This is a genomic window from Shewanella chilikensis (genome assembly GCF_002836945.1).
Taxonomy (GTDB): domain Bacteria; phylum Pseudomonadota; class Gammaproteobacteria; order Enterobacterales; family Shewanellaceae; genus Shewanella; species Shewanella chilikensis.
In genome coordinates this window covers 1-16,416 of record NZ_NIJM01000032.1, presented here as the reverse complement: position 1 = coordinate 16,416, position 16,416 = coordinate 1, and the positions used below count along the sequence as shown (strand labels likewise).

Annotated in this window: 14 protein-coding genes and 1 pseudogene; 7 read left to right on the top strand and 8 right to left on the bottom strand. The window is 53.7% G+C overall.

Annotation, left to right across the window (positions count from 1 at the left end; genetic code table 11):
• The first annotated feature begins 223 nt into the window (after window positions 1-223).
• The 4 genes from yedE (at window position 224) to CX651_RS12930 (ending at window position 3,724) form a co-directional block, all read left to right on the top strand.
• Complete coding sequence (yedE, locus tag CX651_RS12945) at window positions 224-1,438, top strand: selenium metabolism membrane protein YedE/FdhT (RefSeq protein WP_101056387.1); 1,215 nt, start codon at window positions 224-226, stop codon at window positions 1,436-1,438.
• On the top strand, window positions 1,438-1,671 hold the full coding sequence (gene yedF, locus CX651_RS12940) for a sulfurtransferase-like selenium metabolism protein YedF (protein WP_025010175.1): 234 nt from the start codon (window positions 1,438-1,440) through the stop codon (window positions 1,669-1,671). Before yedE ends, yedF begins: the two co-directional genes overlap by 1 nt.
• A 242-nt stretch (window positions 1,672-1,913) precedes the next feature.
• Window positions 1,914-2,894 carry an NAD(P)H-quinone oxidoreductase gene (locus CX651_RS12935; protein WP_101056386.1) on the top strand — a complete coding sequence of 327 codons (981 nt, stop codon included), beginning with the start codon at window positions 1,914-1,916 and terminating at the stop codon, window positions 2,892-2,894.
• Between the two features lie 425 nt (window positions 2,895-3,319).
• A complete protein-coding gene (locus tag CX651_RS12930) occupies window positions 3,320-3,724 on the top strand; it encodes a hypothetical protein (protein ID WP_071238709.1) in 405 nt (134 codons plus the stop codon).
• 95 nt (window positions 3,725-3,819) lie between these two features.
• Here CX651_RS12930 and CX651_RS12925 read toward each other — a convergent pair whose 3' ends face one another.
• The 6 genes from CX651_RS12925 to cutA form a co-directional block, all read right to left on the bottom strand.
• On the bottom strand, window positions 3,820-4,278 hold the full coding sequence (locus CX651_RS12925; RefSeq protein ID WP_373296803.1) for a DUF2391 family protein: 459 nt from the start codon (window positions 4,276-4,278) through the stop codon (window positions 3,820-3,822).
• Entirely contained in the window at window positions 4,215-5,246 is a 1,032-nt protein-coding gene (locus CX651_RS12920; RefSeq protein ID WP_101056384.1) for an aldose epimerase family protein, read from the bottom strand. The genes CX651_RS12925 and CX651_RS12920 overlap by 64 nt, the downstream gene beginning before the upstream one ends.
• Before the next feature lie 32 nt (window positions 5,247-5,278).
• Window positions 5,279-6,430, bottom strand: coding sequence for a galactokinase (galK, locus tag CX651_RS12915; protein ID WP_101056383.1), 1,152 nt, complete (start codon window positions 6,428-6,430; stop codon window positions 5,279-5,281).
• A 232-nt stretch (window positions 6,431-6,662) separates the two neighbouring features.
• The gene (locus tag CX651_RS12910; protein WP_101056382.1) at window positions 6,663-8,282 is read right to left on the bottom strand and encodes a cation:proton antiporter family protein; all 1,620 of its coding nucleotides are present in this window, start codon (window positions 8,280-8,282) and stop codon (window positions 6,663-6,665) included.
• A gap of 220 nt (window positions 8,283-8,502) precedes the next feature.
• Complete coding sequence (locus tag CX651_RS12905; protein WP_101056381.1) at window positions 8,503-10,311, bottom strand: protein-disulfide reductase DsbD; 1,809 nt, start codon at window positions 10,309-10,311, stop codon at window positions 8,503-8,505.
• On the bottom strand, window positions 10,308-10,640 hold the full coding sequence (gene cutA / locus CX651_RS12900) for a divalent-cation tolerance protein CutA (protein ID WP_096141068.1): 333 nt from the start codon (window positions 10,638-10,640) through the stop codon (window positions 10,308-10,310). Before cutA ends, CX651_RS12905 begins: the two co-directional genes overlap by 4 nt.
• Before the next feature lie 200 nt (window positions 10,641-10,840).
• On the opposite strand from cutA, the pseudogene CX651_RS12895 reads away from it, so the two are divergent.
• Window positions 10,841-11,398 (top strand): annotated as a pseudogene (locus CX651_RS12895) (FxsA family protein); the annotation flags it as partial.
• A gap of 341 nt (window positions 11,399-11,739) precedes the next feature.
• On the opposite strand, the gene CX651_RS12890 reads toward CX651_RS12895, so the two are convergent.
• Window positions 11,740-13,104 (bottom strand): MATE family efflux transporter, encoded by a 1,365-nt coding sequence (locus tag CX651_RS12890; RefSeq protein WP_101056379.1) that lies wholly within the window; start codon window positions 13,102-13,104, stop codon window positions 11,740-11,742.
• Between the two features lie 249 nt (window positions 13,105-13,353).
• Between CX651_RS12890 and CX651_RS12885 the strand changes: the two genes are divergently transcribed.
• Together CX651_RS12885 and groL are read left to right on the top strand one after the other, a co-directional pair.
• Entirely contained in the window at window positions 13,354-13,644 is a 291-nt protein-coding gene (locus CX651_RS12885) for a co-chaperone GroES (RefSeq protein ID WP_025010152.1), read from the top strand.
• 57 nt (window positions 13,645-13,701) lie between these two features.
• Entirely contained in the window at window positions 13,702-15,342 is a 1,641-nt protein-coding gene (gene groL, locus CX651_RS12880; RefSeq protein WP_039033505.1) for a chaperonin GroEL, read from the top strand.
• 478 nt (window positions 15,343-15,820) lie between these two features.
• On the opposite strand, the gene CX651_RS12875 is transcribed toward groL, so the two are convergent.
• Window positions 15,821-16,303, bottom strand: a complete 483-nt coding sequence (locus CX651_RS12875; RefSeq protein ID WP_071477206.1) for a hypothetical protein — start codon at window positions 16,301-16,303, stop codon at window positions 15,821-15,823.
• Window positions 16,304-16,416: the final 113 nt, after the last annotated feature.

Below are 16,416 nucleotides of genomic sequence, written 5' to 3'. Positions count from 1 at the left end.
AACACTGTTTATGGCCGGTCGGAACCCAGTTTCGGCCGGTCTTTAGTGCTTTGATGATGCCAGACAGCCGTCGTTTGCTGCACTCCAGCGGTTTTATCGCCGTAAAGGCATGAAATAAGGTGCGACAGGTCAGTTGCTGTGGGCTGTTTGTTCGCACCTTACAAAATGGTTGACGGACACCCAGTGTCCGTTTTGGCAAGGTCTCGTTCATTAGGGTAATGACATGACATGGCAACAATTTAAACAACAATATCTGGTCCGTTTTTGGGCTCCCATGCCGGCTGTTATCGCTGCTGGTATTCTTTCCACTTACTATTTTGGTCTGACCGGTACCTTCTGGGCCGTGACCGGCGAATTCACTCGCTGGGGTGGCCACTTGCTGCAAATGTTCGGTGCCGAGCCGGAAACCTGGGGTTATTTCAAGGTGATAGGTCTGGCCGGTACGCCGCTGGATCGTATCGACGGCATGATGATTATCGGCATGTTCGGTGGCTGTATCGCCGCGGCGCTATGGGCCAATAACGTCAAGCTCAGAATGCCACAGAGCCGGGTGCGCATCATGCAGGCCCTGGTTGGCGGCATCATTGCCGGCTTCGGCGCCCGTTTGGCCATGGGTTGTAACCTGGCGGCCTTCTTTACCGGTATTCCGCAGTTCTCGCTGCATGCCTGGTTCTTCGCGCTGGCCACTGCCGCCGGTTCTTACTTTGGCGCCAGGTTCACCTTGCTGCCCATGTTCCGCATTCCGGTGGCGCTGAAGAAGGTCACCAAGGCCAGCTCGGTCAAGCAGGATGAAAACCAGGCCAGAAGGCGTTTTCGTATCGGTATGCTGGTGTTTATCGGCATAGTCGGTTGGGGACTCCTGACCCTGTTCAACGCACCCAAGCTGGGTATTGCCATGCTTTGCGGTGTCGGTTTCGGTCTGCTGATTGAAAGGGCACAGATCTGCTTTACCTCGGCATTTCGCGACATGTGGATCACCGGCCGTACCCATATGGCCAAGGCGATCATCATAGGTATGGCGGTCAGTGCCATAGGGATTTACAGCTATGTGCAACTAGGGGTTTCACCCAAGATCATGTGGGCTGGTCCCAACGCGGTTATCGGTGGCTTGCTGTTCGGTTTCGGTATAGTGCTGGCCGGTGGCTGCGAAACCGGTTGGATGTACCGCGCCGTGGAAGGGCAGGTGCACTTCTGGTGGGTTGGCCTGGGTAACGTCATTGGCTCCACTATTTTGGCCTACTACTGGGACGACTTGGCCGAACCACTGGCCACCAGTTGGGACAAGGTCAACCTGCTTTCCAGCTTGGGGGACAAGGGCGGCTTGCTGGCCACCTACCTGATGCTGGGCCTGGCGTTTGTCGCCATGCTCGCCTGGGAAAAACAATTCTTTGCCCGTAAAGCCAAACGGGATGCACAACTGACTGCGGAGGCCGCGTAATGAGCCAATATACTCCTGATTACCAATTGGATATGGTTGGTGAACCCTGTCCTTATCCCGCCGTTGCCACCCTGGAGGCCATGCCCCAGCTCAAACCCGGTGAAATTCTGGAAGTGATCAGCGACTGCCCACAGTCGATCAACAATATTCCATTGGATGCCAAGAACCACGGTTACAAGGTGCTGGAGATAGAACAGAACGGCCCGACTATCCGTTATCTGATCCAGCGCTGAATTAACATTAATTTCCGCTGTTTCAATCGTTCAAAGACGCTGCTTTTGCAGCGTTTTTTTATGCGGGTTTAACGTATGGCGGTTGCGAGGCTTGGTATTGGGGCATCATAACTGTTCAAATATTGAGATTGCCGAACGCGGCGAGACAATGGCCGCCATGACTCTATGCCAGATTTGCACTGAACCGAGTTAAAGGCAAATATAAGCTGTGGTTCGGCTCTTCCCTACATCAAGGAGCAGTAATGAAACAGGTTATTTTTGATACTCCAGGGCAACCGGAAGTGCTCTATTTGGCTGATGCCGAGATCCCTACTCCCGGCCCGGGGCAGGTGTTGATCAAGGTGGCTGCGGCCGGTGTCAATGGTCCGGATTTGGCCCAGCGCAAGGGCAACTATCCGCCCCCTGCAGACGCTTCTCCCGTGCTGGGACTGGAAGTAGCCGGTGAGATAGTCGCGTTGGGGCAAGGCGTAGACCAATGGCAGACCGGACAAGCGGTCTGTGCCCTGGTGCCGGGTGGTGGTTACAGTGAGTATGTGCTTACCTGGGCGGGTCATTGCTTGCCTGTGCCCAAGGGCTGGAGCTTGGAAGAGGCCGCTGCGATTCCCGAGACCTTCTTTACCGTGTGGGGCAATCTGTTTATGCGAGCCAGGTTACAGCCAGGCGAGACAGTGCTCATTCACGGCGGTTCGGGCGGCATCGGCAGCAGCGCCATTGCCCTGGCCAAGGCTTTTGGTGCCAGAGTACTGGTGACTTCCGGGAGCCCGGAGAAATGCGCCTGGTGTCGGCAACTGGGAGCCGAGCTGGCGATCGATTATCGACAACAAGATTTTGTTGAACCTGTACTGGACTGGACCCAAGGCAAGGGGGTCGAAGTGGTGCTGGATATGGCTGGCGGCGACTTTGCCAACAAGAACCTCAAGGTACTCGCCTGTGATGGCCGCATGGTGTCTATTGCCATGCAAAGGGGAGCCAGGGCTGAAGTGGATATCTTTCGCCTGATGGCCAAACGCATTGTTTGGACCGGCTCAACCTTAAGGCCTCAAAGCGTCGCGGCCAAGGCGGCAATTGCTGCCGAACTCAAGGCCAAGGTCTGGCCGTTATTGAATGAAGGTGCCCTGAAGCCCCATATCTTTGCCCGTTTTTCGCTGCAAGATTGCGCTGCTGCACATCACTTGTTGGAATCCGGCAATCACTCGGGCAAGGTGGTGCTGACACTGAAGTAAGTAGCTACTGACGCGCCACTCCCTATGGCTGCTGAATATTCCTTCGGCAGCTTTTTCTTCATTGTTGCTGGTTGGCTGTAACATGCAGCCTTAAGGCGTTTGCGTGCAAAATTCAACTTGCCCTGGTGGAAATTTCGGCTAAAGTCCTTTGTGAGAGCACTCTAGGGTGCTGTCATGAAAAATTAATCGTTATTTAGTTGGAAAAATCACGGTTTGCAGCATTGATTCTCGGAAAGATTCTGTAAGAATACGCACTTGAAAACGCCACCTTCCAAAGGTGGAAACCTATTTGTGGCAAAGTGAGCAGTAGTGCGCTTCTTTGGCCGAAAAACTTTAGGGAAGGCGTGAGCAAGTCTAGGCACAAAGCGCAGCGACTTATTGGCAACTTCTCTGGTGTATGTGTTGATTTAAGGGTATTGGCATATATGTATAACACTGCAAAGAAACAAGTTTGGTATGGCGAGCTCAGAACCGCACGTGGCAATGCTATCGTCGTCCATGACAATCAGTTACCCGAAGCCTCTCCTGGACGTATCTACCTGTTCAACTCTCAGCGCAATGCGATTATTGAATATGTGGAAGATATAGTTAAACCCAACTTGCATGAGCTGGGTGAGGATGAAGCCAAGGCTGCCGAGCGTGAGTTCGGTAGTGCGTTCAAAGCGGTCCGCAGCGAGTTTATGCAAAAGCAGCAGGCCAGAGTCAATCTGAACAACGTCAAAGACAGCGCTCCGGCGCGTAAGCCCAAGCCGGAACCTGAGGTCGAGGTTGAAACCGACAACATGGGTGATGATTTCGATGACGATTGGGATGACAGCTTCGACGACTGATATCCTTCTGCCCGGCCGTCCGTCTTCAGTTTACTGAAGCGGTGGCCCGGGTATACCGGACAGTCGAATACTGACATTAGCTATTGGATAGCCGATTATTCTTTATCGAAGCTATCGACTATGATGGCGCCCATAGAGGCAGGCATGGCGATCAGCAGGGTGCGCTTCAGCGCCAGTAAGGGATCGCTCAATAATGGCCATTTATCCAGGGCCAGTAAGACGACACTCACCACCAGCAAGGTCAGGGCATAAGCCAGCAGGATCCGCAGCCAAAATCCCCACACCCTGGCCTTGATATTGGCCTGAAACACACTCTGATAGGCAAACAGGGCGATAAAGCTCAGGCTTAATACCACCACCAGTACCAGATTCAGCACCGGCAGATTGGCCGCCAGCATCCAGGCTTCCTCGGAAAAGGAGATGGGCACGGACAAGGCAAAGGCGCCTATGCTGATCTGGCCGAGATCCTCGGCGTTGAAATAGAGTTTGGTCATGCCTGGGTGTCGAACTCGTAGCGGCTCAAATGATGATAGATTTGTCCGGGCGTTATCCAGGGATCGCCGTGCAGCTGTGGCTGATTGGCGCCGTCCGGCAGCATTTGTGGCTCGAGACAGACCCCTTGCCAGGCCTTCATCGCCTGGCCCTTACGACCCTTGACGCCTTCGAGCCCGGCGCCTGTGTAAAGCTGCACTCCGGGTTGATTGGTATACAGTGTCAGGCCGCGACCGGATAGCGGCGCGCTCAAACGGCCCACACGCCAGAGCTCATCTTTCTGTTGCCGGCTGATAAAGCAGTGATCCAGCCCTTGGCCGCCGGCCAGTTCCGGCTGTCCAAGCAGCATCTTGAGTGCCTTGCCCTGACTGAGATCCAATATGCCGCCTTGGGTATCGATTATACCGCTGGGAATGCCTTCAGAGTCGGTTGCCAGGGCTTTGTTGCTATCGAGTTGCAACTGGTGCTCACTGATATCTGCCCGGCCATCGAGGTTGAAATAGCTATGCTGGGTCAGGCTCACCGGGCAGTCTTGGCTGCTTGAGGCCATAAACTCCACAAACAGGTTGTTGCCCGCCAGGCGATAGTCCAGTTGTACCCGGCATTCTCCGGGAAAGCCCATGTCGCCATCCGGGCTTATCAGGCTAAGGCGCACCCCGTCCGGCAATGTGCCCAGTTGCCACTGGCGCCGATGAAAGCCTTCGCGGCCGCCGTGCAGACAGTGGCCGTTGAAGTTCTTATCCAGAGAAAAAGTCTTGCCGCGGTAGTTGATTTGACCTTGCTTGATGCGATTGGCGTAACGCCCTACAGCGGCGCCCAAACAGGCGTCCTGAGCCAGATAATCGGCCGCAGAGTCACAGCCAAGCACGATATTGGTTCGTTCACCGTGGCGATCCGGTGCCCACAGTGAGCGAATAATGCCACCGAGACTGAGCACTTCCAGTGCCAGAATGCCGTTATCGATTCTGAGTCTTTCTATCTGTCCGCCGCGGGGATCTTCCCAATTGTCGAGCGCGCTGAAACGTATCATCTGCTACTTCCTTTTGGCTTTAGGGCTACAACTCAGTCCAGGCGGCTGGCTCCGTCGCTGGGGCTGCACAGGTACACACTGACCTCCAGCTCGGTTTTGGCCGGATATTGCTGTTCGACGGCGGCGATCACCTTGTCGGTCAACTCATGTTCCACCAGGGCGATGACGCAGCCGCCAAAGCCCTTGCCTGTCATTCGTACTCCACCGCGTTCGCCGACGACTTCGGTTATCAATTCCACCAGGGTATCAATTGCCGGATGGCTGATTTCAAAGTCATCGCGCATCGAGCGGTGCGATTCGGCCATCAGTTTGCTGAGCCTGGCGATATCGCCCTGCTCCAGGGCGCGACAGGCGCTCTGGGTGCGTTGGTTTTCACTGATCACATGGCGGGCGCGGCGAAAGGCAACCGGGTCCAGTTCATCCTCGGCGCTTTGCAGCGCCCTGAGCGACAAGTGGCGCAGGGTATCCAATCCGAAATGTCCGGCCACCTGTTCGCAATGCAAGCGGCGCTCGCCAAACTCTTTGTTGTGAGCGATGGAGGGTAGGCCGGAATTGATGATCAGCAGACTGATATCCTCGGGGAAGGGCACGCTTTCGCAGTCCAGATCCAGGCAATCGATCAGCAGCGCTGCACCGGCTTCGGCCATGGCACAGGTGATCTGATCCATAATGCCGCAGCTATGGCCGACATAGTGGTTTTCACCCCGCTGTGCCAGTTGTGCTATGGCCAGTGGCGACAAGTGCAGTTGACTGGTGTCATTGATGGCGGTGCCGAAGGCGATTTCCAGCGAGGCCGACGAGGCCAATCCGGCGTTGGCGGGCACATTGCCGATCACTGCCAGGTCCAGGCCACGAGCCGGCAGACCACTTTGGGCCATGGCCGAGGTAAAGCCCTTGAGGTAGCTGACCCAGCCCTCATCCTCGTTCATGCTGCCTTCATCGCCATAGTGCCATTCAAAAATGCCGGGAAAGGCACCTGATACGGCGCGGAACTTGTCGTCGTCACGGCGCTTGACCGCGATCACTGTGTGAAAGTTGATTGCCGCCGGCAGCACCAGACCTTCGTTATAGTCTGTGTGTTCCCCGATAAGGTTGACCCGTCCGGGGGCCTGATACAGGGCATCGGGCTTGGTGCCGAAGGTTTTGACAAAGAGTTTTGTAACGCTGGGGGCAGGATTCGACATGCTCTTATGGATTCCGCAAAAAAACGCTCGAACAGCAACATAAATGACTGCTTTTTTGTTGTTATATCATTTCTGTCACTGAGGTGTAAGTGAGATTTTTATCCCGGTTGCATTCCAGGGGGGATTGGGGGTATTCGGAAAGATGAAAGGAAAAAGCCTCACCCGCCGTGAGTGGACAGGGTGAGGCTGAAAGCCGGTACTGATAAGTGGCGCTTGTCGCTTGCGCCGAGTATCAGGAAACCGCTTTCTTGGCGTCGGCTTCCTTGACGGTTTCGGCCGCCAGCAGTTCACAGACCACATGCTCGACGAAACCGGCACCGGCGGCTTCATAGAGGTTGTAAACACTGTGTACGCCGGATTCACGCAGCGCCACACCTTCATCACCATATTGCACTATGGCGCTGATTTTGCCTTGGTAATTCAGTTTCTTGAGTTGCTCAACCGCAAACATGTTACCCGCATGATACGGCATCGCCAGCAGCACCAGCTCAAGCCCTGGAGCTCGGTCGAGTTTTTCCCAGAAGTCGGTATCCGAGGCATCACCTTGCACTACGTTACGCCCTTGCTCGCGGTGGAAATCCACCAACTCCTGTTTGTGTTCAATACCCAGAATCTCGCCATCGAATCTGGCCTTAAGCTCATCATAGGCACCTGAGCCTATGCGCCCCATCCCCAGAATAAGGAAGCGCGGATTGCCCACGGGGATCTGCCTGTCTTCCGGGTGCAGCGGGTGCTTTTCGAGCTTCACCAGCTTCTGCTGGTACTTCTGGTAGATGTTGCCCACCATGGCGTTGAGTGGTGCCGCCAATACAAAACTGAAGCTCAGTGCCACGGCAATGATCACCAGCCACTGAGAGGGTAGCCAGCCTTTGCTGGTGGCCACCGCAGCCACAATCAGGCCAAACTCACTGAAGTTACCCAGGTTGAATGAGCCCAGCATAGAGGTGCGCGAGCGCAACTTGAAGCGGGTGAGGATATAGACAAACAACAGGATTTTCAGCGGGATCAGCGTCACCAGCAATACAGCCAGCATAATATCTGTCACGCTCGGCAGACCGTTGAGACCTATGGTGAGGAAGAAGGCCACCAGAAACAGTTCTTTAAAGTAGAACAGTGACTTGGCCAGTTCGGATGCCTTTTTGTGTCCTGCCAGCAGTATGCCTATGATCAGCGCGCCAAGATCCGGTTTTAGCCCCACAGACTCAAACAGCCAGGCGCCGACCACCAAAGCCATCACCAAGCCGAAGAGTACCAGGAGTTCACCGTGGCCGACCTTATCAAAGGCTCTGTATATCAAGGGTTTGGCTAACGGTAGTAACAGAAGTGCCAGCGCCCATATCGAGGGAAACTCGCCCTTGGAAATGGTCAGGAACAATACCGCAAAGATATCCTGCATAATCAGAATACCTATAGCGACCCGGCCGTAGAGGGATTGCATATCGCCCTTGTCTTCCAACACCTTGACCGCAAACACAGTACTGGAAAAGCTCAGGGCAAAGGCCAGCAGGGTCAGCTGTTCGACCGTAAGATTGGTCAATTGCACCAGGCCAACCAGCCCCAGCAGTTTGAGAATAGGGACAAAGATCACCATGGATAACATCAGGTGCAGGCTGGAGCCGGCCCAGACTTCGGCCTTGAACAGGCTACGGATATCCAGCTTGAGGCCTATGGCAAACAGCAGCAGGGTAACCCCTAAGTTGGCCAGTTCGTTAAGCATTGGCAGGCTGTCATTGTCTACTCCCAAGGTATAGAGCACAAAGCCGGCAGCCAGATAGCCGATAAGCGGTGGTAAATTGATGCGGTTGACCAGCATGCCGCAGGCCAAGGTAATAACAAGAATTGCTGGTTCCATTTTTATTCTTTCGGGAAAAATGATGGCTATTTGAAGGGTATTCTATAAGAAGAGCATTAAATTTAAATAAAAAAGCGAACTTATCTGCTGATAAGTTCGCTTTTCCAAAAGTATTGGTGCTTAAGTAAGGTGTCTGCAAGTCCCATATCTGCTTCGGGTGGGCCTACAGACTAGTGCTCCTTAGTAAAGAGCCTAGATCCTTTGCCAAGGTCCCTGAACACTAATTTTCGAGCAGTATGTCCAGGTGGGCGGCAAACTCTTTCGGGGCCATGAAACCTGTCACTCTCAGCTCATTTTTCAGCTGGCCCTGCTCATCGATAAACAGCAGTGTCGGCAGCCCCAGCACATCGTAGGCTTCCAGCAGGGCGACATCGGTTTCATCCATGGCGGTCACATCGGCCTGCAGCAGCACCATCTGTTCCATCCGCTGTTTAACCTCGGCATTCTTGAAGGTGATCTGCTCAAACTCCTTACAGGCCACACACCAATCGGCATAGAGATCCAACATCACCGGCTTGCCGGCGGCCTTGGCATCCGCCAGTTCGCTCTTGAAGTCTTCAAGCGACTTGATCCGTTTGAAGGTATGATGCTCGGCTTGCTGCTGCCCCATGAAGTGGTAGCCCATGGCGCTCATAACCGCCTGGAAGCCATAGGAGAAGCTCGACAGCAACAGCAGGGTCAGGAGCACGCTGCGCACTGTCTGTTTCCAGTTGAACTGGCTCAGCTTGTTCTGGTGCATCAGGTAGCCGACAAAGACGATGGCCCACACAGACCACATGAGATCCGACACCAATCCAGGCCAGATACGGCCCAGCATTATGATGGACACGGCCACCAGCAGGAAGCCGAACACATGCTTGATTATGTTCATCCAGGTGCCGGCGCGCGGCAGCAACTTACCGCCCGAGGTGCCTATCAGCAGCAGTGGTAGTCCCATCCCCATGCTGAGAATATAGAGGGTTAAAAAGCCCTGCAGCAGATCGCCGGTTTGCGCCACGTACACGAGTACTGCCGATAAAGGCGCCGTGGTACAGGGCGAGGCCACCAGGCCCGAAAGCACACCCATGACGAACACGCCCAACAGATTGCCACCCTTTTGTTTATTGGAGAGGCTGTTCATCCTCTGCTGCCAACTGGCGGGCAGGCGCAGCTCATAGAGACCAAACATAGACAAACTGAGTACTACAAACAGTATGGCTATGGTGATCAGCACAGCCGGGTGTTGCAGCGCCGCCTGATACTTGAGGCCGGCCGAAGCCACCACCAACCCCAGCAGCGAATAGGTAATAGCCATACCCTGCACATAAGCCATCGACAGGGTAAAGGCCTTGCCGGTGGAGACTTTCTGCCCCTGGCCGACAATGATCCCCGATAGAATGGGATACATGGGGAACACGCAAGGAGTCAGTGCCAGACCTATCCCCAACACGAAGAAGGTCAGGTAGTTGAGTAGGGTGCTGTCGCCGGAGAGCAGTTTATCCAGCAGGTTATCCTGTTGGGTTACCGCCTGGCCCTTGGGAGCCGGCGCTTTTGCATCGGCACTCTTGTCGGTATCGGGCAGTATGCCATCATTGGCCGCCACAGGTTTAAGCAGGGCGTCTCTGGTGGTCGGCGGGAAGCAGAGCTTGCCCTCGGCGCAGCCCATAAAGGTGACGGATAACTTGGCGGCTTCACCTGCCTCTTTGATGGCAACTGGAATTTCGATGAAGGAGTAGTACACCTGCTGCTCACCGAAATACTCATCCGTGTGGCCCTTGCCCTGGGGCAGGGCTATCTCGCCCAGTTCACCGCCATCTATGCTGAACTTGAGTTTGTCGCGGTACATGTAATAGCCGTCGGCTATCACCCAACTGAGCTTGACCTTATTGCCTTGCTGACTGAAGTCGAAGGCAAAGGCCTGATCCACGGGCATCAGCTCAGGTTCACTCTTGAGAAAATCGAATTGCTTATTGCCAAAGATCCCATCGGCCTGAACCAGTGGGCTGAGAAGCAACAGGCTGCCTAGCAGCAGGGTAAGTATTTTCTTCATAGCTTAGTGTTGTCTTTTATCCAATCCAGATAGGCGGGCAGCCCATGACTGATGGGCACAGCAATAATTTCAGGTACTTCATAGGGATGCAGCTCGAGTATTCTCTGCTCCAGCCTGGGGTAGGCGCTAGCCAGACACTTGAGCTGCAGACTGACTTCAGCCTCCTGGCAGAGTTCGCCCTGCCAGACATAAAAGGAATCCACAGTCTGGCTCACCTGAGCACAGGCCACCAGCGACTCGCGCACCAAGGTTGCGGCCAGGCTTTTGGCACTGTCTGTATCCGGGCAACTGCAAAAAACCAGCAGCGCTTGTTGAGATTTTATGTCCATAATGAGCGGGTTAAATTAAACCTGACTTAAGCCAAGGGGATTAAAATCGAGCGTCTACTTTACGTGTTTTGCCGCAGGCTTGCATTAAGGCTTTGCTGAAACAGTGAGCTTAAGCGCCAAACCCGCTGCAGGCTGCGGACTTGAAATCAGACCGGGTTATCCCCATTTAGTTTTCAACTACTGCAAAAAATGAGGCCTACATGCCATTTCTGATAATGTTGATCATCTTTGTGCTGATCCCTGTCGTCGAACTCTCGGTGCTTATCCGGGTTGGCGAAGTCCTGGGCAGCTGGAACACTGTGGCATTGGTGATCCTCACCGCGGTGGTCGGTGTTTCTCTGGTTCGTAGCCAGGGCTTGAGTACCCTGATGTCGGTACAGAAAAAATTGGCCGTCGGTGAAGCGCCGGGGCAAGAGATAGTCGAGGGCATGATGCTGGCCATGGCCGGTATTCTGCTGCTTATTCCGGGGTTTGTTACCGACCTTATCGGTCTTATTCTACTGACCCCTATCACTAGGGCACCGCTGGCGCGTTATTTCTATCAGCGGATGCAGCTCAAGGTGGTTGCCAGCGCTCAATTCAGAGCCGGTCCGAACCCCTTTGAGCCACCTCATCAAAGAGGTCAAGGCGGTGATGTATTCGAGGGCGAGTTTGAGCGCAAGGCCGACCCTTCCGATAAGCGTCCTGAGAGCCATCAGCTGGAAGAAGAGAGCCCTCAGCTGGAAGAAGAGAGCCCTCAACGAGGTGAAAATAGCCCTCAACGAGGTGAAAATAGCCCTCAGCGTAATGAAGGCCATCAGCAGCAGGATACGGAAGATAAAACAGACCAAGATGATAGTCGGCCCGGCAGCGCAGGTGATCGGCACAAACACTGATAAAAAAGACCTTCCGCTCGGAAGGTCTTTTTTATTCACCCCTCATAACTTGCAGCGCTGGCTGGAAAAATTTATCACTTATTTATCAGTGGTTTATCACTGTATCAGTGGCTACTGCAGCTCTTTGAACAGGCGCCGTAACAGTGGCCGCGGCGTCAGTTTTCGGATACTGTGGCGGCAACCACAGCCGTACATACTCTCAGCTCTCTGGCGTCGCCAAGCGCTTATCCCTCGTTGGGGCAGGGAGATTTGATTTTCTGCGGCTCGCTGATATTGCTGGCCAGATAATAGCTGGCAATGCCCATGAGTATGTTGGTTACCGGCAGCGCCAGCATCAGGCCTTTTACCCCACCGAGGAAGGCGCCCAGCGCCGCCAGTGGCAGCATCAACAGGAACAGGCGACACAGGTTCAGCACCAGTGAGGCCATGGGTCTGTGATAGGCGTTGAGCGAGGTGGCCACTATGATCACCACGCCAAGAGGGCCGTAAGCGGCGGGCAACACCAGAATATAGAAGCTGAGCCATTCCAGCACCTGAGGGTCGGTACTGAACAGGGCGGCAATTTGCGGCGCCAGCAGCGCCAGCGGAATATACAGCAGGGTCTGGAACAGGAGCACAAACTTCAGCGCCAGCAGCAATGCCTCACGGGCACGCTCTTTCTGACCGGCGCCCAGATTCTGGGCGATAAAGGGCACCAGGCTGGAAGAGAGCCCCATCACCACAATCAGCAGCAAAGATTCCAGCCGGGTACCGGCACCGAAGGCGGCTACGGCGGCGTGATCTATCCTGGCCAGCATGGCCATCATCACGGCATTGGCCAGGGGGTTGATCATATTCATCAGCGCCGCCGGTTGGGCGATATGGGCCAGCTGTTTCCAGTTATCGACAAAGCGGCTGAAACACCAACCCGCGGCCACCAACATATGGCGTTTGACCACCAACAGATAACTGGACAGCGACAGCGCCATCAGCCAGGAGATCAGGGTCGCCACGGCGGCACCTTGAATTTCCAGCCTGGGGAAAGGGCCGATACCAAAGATCAGCAGCGGATCGAGGATCAGGTTAATCAGCGCCGCCAGCGACAAAATCGCCGCCGGTGAACGGGTATCGCCGGTGGCTCTCAGGCCCTGATTGCCCACCATCAACAGCACCAACAGCGGCGCCCCCAGATACCAGAGATTCATATACTCATGCACCAGCGGCAGTATGTCGTCTTTGGCGCCCAGCAGAGAAAACAGCGGCTCGATACACAAACTGCCCAGCAAGGATAGCCCGGCAGTCAAAATAAAGGTCAGTAGCAGGGCGTCGTGCAGAAACACCTTGGCCTTGGGGGCGTGTCCGGCGCCAATCAGGCGCCCCAGATTGGTGGACACTCCGGCGCCTATGCCGATGGCAATACTCGACACCACCAGGGTCACGGGGAAGGTGAAGCTGATTGCCGCCAGCGCCTCTGTGCCCAGCTTACTGATGAAGTAGGTGTCTACCAGGTTGAAGCCCAGCACGGTGAGTATTCCTAACATATTGGGAACACTCATATTAAGCAGTACACGACCTATCGGCTGACTGAGCAGCCCGTGTCTGTCTCTCATGGCCCGTATCTGCCTCTTGTGAAATGGATGAAGTCAATCGTGCGGAAGCGCGATTCTAACAGGATTGCCCTGGCTTTAAAAAACGAGGCTCAAAAATTTTCAAAAAATTTTGAGCTGTCCCCTTGGAAGTGCCAAATACGGCCCCCATATAAGCCAACATCAAGCGGCTAAAGCCCGTTGGCACGGCCGCCTTTTACATCAACCATGAACCGCCTCATATTGGGCAAAAATCATTAGGAGAATCCATCGATGAATATTCGTCCATTACATGACCGCGTGATCGTCAAACGCCTGGAAGTTGAAAGCACTTCGGCCGGTGGCATCGTACTGACCGGCAGCGCAGCCGAAAAGTCTACCCGTGGTGAAGTACTGGCTGTTGGCAATGGCCGTATCCTGGAAAACGGTGACATTAAGCCATTGGACGTGAAGGTAGGTGACGTAGTGATCTTCAACGAAGGTTACGGTGTCAAGAAAGAGAAGATCGACGGTGAAGAAGTCCTGATCTTGTCAGAAGCTGACCTGATGGCCGTAGTGGAATAAACCACTCGAACCATTAAAGACCTTCCAAAGTAATCGAAAAATTTAAGGATAATCAACATGGCAGCTAAAGAAGTAAAATTTGGCAATGACGCTCGCGTAAAAATGCTGGCGGGCGTGAATGTTCTGGCTAACGCAGTTAAAGTCACACTGGGCCCTAAAGGCCGTAACGTCGTTCTGGACAAGAGCTTCGGCGCACCACTGATCACCAAAGACGGTGTTTCAGTCGCCAAAGAGATTGAACTGGAAGACAAGTTTGAAAACATGGGCGCGCAAATGGTTAAGGAAGTTGCTTCCAAGGCCAACGACGCAGCCGGTGACGGTACCACTACCGCCACAGTACTGGCCCAGGCTATCGTGACCGAAGGTCTGAAAGCCGTTGCCGCCGGTATGAACCCAATGGATCTGAAGCGCGGTATCGACAAGGCTGTAATCGCCGCCGTTGCCGAGCTGAAAGCCCTGTCTCAGGATTGCTCCGACTCCAAGTCTATCGCTCAGGTAGGTACTATCTCTGCCAACTCTGATGAGTCTATCGGTGAAATCATCGCTACCGCGATGGAAAAAGTGGGCAAAGAAGGCGTGATCACAGTTGAAGAAGGTCAGGCGCTGGAAAACGAACTGGACGTAGTTGAAGGTATGCAGTTCGACCGCGGTTACCTGTCTCCTTACTTCATCAACAAGGCGGAAACCGGCTCTGTTGAACTGGACAACCCATTCATCCTGCTGGTTGACAAGAAGATCTCCAACATCCGTGAGCTGCTGCCTATCCTCGAAGGTCTGGCCAAGACAGGCAAGCCACTGCTGATCGTTGCCGAAGACGTTGAAGGCGAAGCCTTGGCGACTCTGGTGGTCAACAACATGCGCGGTATCGTTAAAGTGGCTGCCGTTAAGGCGCCTGGTTTCGGTGACCGTCGTAAGGCCATGCTGCAGGATATCGCTATCCTGACCGGTGGTACTGTTATCGCTGAAGAGATTGGCCTGGAGCTGGAAAAAGCCACTCTGGAAGACCTGGGTACCGCCAAGCGCGTGGTTATCACCAAAGACAACACCACCATCATTGATGGCAGCGGTGAAGAGTCTCAAATTCAAGCCCGTGTTGCCCAGATCAAGCAGCAGGTTGAAGAATCGACTTCAGATTACGACAAAGAGAAACTGCAAGAGCGTATGGCCAAGCTGGCCGGCGGTGTTGCGGTAATCAAAGTCGGTGCCGCTACCGAAGTGGAAATGAAAGAGAAGAAAGCCCGCGTTGAAGATGCGCTGCACGCTACCCGCGCCGCCGTTGAAGAAGGTGTGGTTCCTGGGGGCGGTGTTGCCCTGGTTCGCGTTGCCTCCAAGATTGGTGAGCTGGACGTGAGCAACGAAGATCAGAAGCACGGTGTGGTTATCGCCCTGCGCGCCATGGAAGCCCCACTGCGTCAGATCGCCACCAACGCAGGTGAAGAAGCCTCTGTTGTTGCCAACAACGTTAAGAACGGCAGCGGTAACTATGGTTACAACGCCGGTAACGACACTTACGGCGACATGCTGGAAATGGGTATCCTGGATCCAACCAAGGTTACCCGCTCTGCGCTGCAGTTCGCGGCCTCTGTAGCCGGTCTGATGATCACCACCGAAGCCATGGTAGCCGAGCTGCCAAAGGAAGAGGCTGCGCCTGATATGGGCGGTATGGGTGGTATGGGCGGTATGGGCGGCATGATGTAATTCTAGCTGGTTAAAATCGTCTATAGCGGCGTTATCTTGCCACTCGTTTAGTTCACTAAACGTCGCGGCAAGATGCCTGGCTCTAAAACGATTTTTCCTGCGCTAGATGCAATGTCGGTCTTAAGCTCAGAAGCTTAGAACTTAAAAAAGAAAGCCCCGATGCCAAGAGGTATCGGGGCTTTTGTTTATTCCGGGAATGGAAAAAGGCCCGTGCATCGAACGCGGGCCTTTTCCATCTCAGCGTTTTCTGCCGAGGGCGGGGGATTGGTTTGGGTTTGGAATGGCTTCCGGCTGATTGTGCCACTCATTGCCTGCCGCAGGCCTTATGCATATGCGCCTCAGTGACACGCTGTGAATACATCCTTGTAAGCTCGGCGCCAACATCCATGTTGGCGACGGTCACTGATGCGCATATGCCGGGTGATTTGGTGCAATCTGCGGGTGAAGTGTTATAGCTGTCCTCACTCTTTCATGAAAATCAAATTCTCTTTATGCTGCACTGCTCCAACAATATTTCCGGCTTATATCCTACAGTGTTAAAGTCCGCTTTAACAGAAACCGCTCCGGGTGCTGGGGAAGTTGATATCACAACCCATCTTTTATTTTCTTCAATTAAGATAAGTCCGCATTCAGCAATTATGTCATCTTCTTCATTTATTAGAATATCAAGCGATGAAATATCTATCGGCTCAATAGCCACATATGTAATTAACTCTTTATTACTTTCAACTGGCTTCAAGTCCATTCTTAAATACCCATATTCTTTCCATCCTGTAGAACTCGCAACATCTGATGAAAAACTGAGAGTTTTATCAAAACCTTCAAAATAAAGGTTAAATATCCAAGCACAAGATAAGTTCTGTGATGTTGGGACACCATACCCAATCACTCTATTGTTCAAAAGAATGTGTTTTATAATGTTCAGTGAAACATCACCAGTACTAAACTTTAAGTATTTCATTGTTTATTCTGCTCTTTTGATGGGTAATGCAATGTCTCATGAGGTTTGTCGCCATTAGGGAAGGTGCGAATAAGTCCGAGATGTGAGATCATCGTGTTGTAACCTGAACCCAG

Bases quoted from the DNA above. Each gene is read 5' to 3' on its own strand.
- CX651_RS12885 (WP_025010152.1), top strand. From the start codon at position 13,354: ATGAATATTCGTCCATTACATGACCGCGTGATCGTCAAACGCCTGGAA.
- CX651_RS12935 (WP_101056386.1), top strand. From the start codon at position 1,914: ATGAAACAGGTTATTTTTGATACTCCAGGGCAACCGGAAGTGCTCTAT.
- CX651_RS12920 (WP_101056384.1), bottom strand. From the start codon at position 5,246: ATGATACGTTTCAGCGCGCTCGACAATTGGGAAGATCCCCGCGGCGGA.
- CX651_RS12905 (WP_101056381.1), bottom strand. From the start codon at position 10,311: ATGAAGAAAATACTTACCCTGCTGCTAGGCAGCCTGTTGCTTCTCAGC.
- cutA (WP_096141068.1), bottom strand. From the start codon at position 10,640: ATGGACATAAAATCTCAACAAGCGCTGCTGGTTTTTTGCAGTTGCCCG.
- groL (WP_039033505.1), top strand. From the start codon at position 13,702: ATGGCAGCTAAAGAAGTAAAATTTGGCAATGACGCTCGCGTAAAAATG.
- CX651_RS12910 (WP_101056382.1), bottom strand. From the start codon at position 8,282: ATGGAACCAGCAATTCTTGTTATTACCTTGGCCTGCGGCATGCTGGTC.
- CX651_RS12890 (WP_101056379.1), bottom strand. From the start codon at position 13,104: ATGAGAGACAGACACGGGCTGCTCAGTCAGCCGATAGGTCGTGTACTG.
- yedF (WP_025010175.1), top strand. From the start codon at position 1,438: ATGAGCCAATATACTCCTGATTACCAATTGGATATGGTTGGTGAACCC.
- yedE (WP_101056387.1), top strand. From the start codon at position 224: ATGACATGGCAACAATTTAAACAACAATATCTGGTCCGTTTTTGGGCT.
- galK (WP_101056383.1), bottom strand. From the start codon at position 6,430: ATGTCGAATCCTGCCCCCAGCGTTACAAAACTCTTTGTCAAAACCTTC.
- CX651_RS12875 (WP_071477206.1), bottom strand. From the start codon at position 16,303: ATGAAATACTTAAAGTTTAGTACTGGTGATGTTTCACTGAACATTATA.
- CX651_RS12930 (WP_071238709.1), top strand. From the start codon at position 3,320: ATGTATAACACTGCAAAGAAACAAGTTTGGTATGGCGAGCTCAGAACC.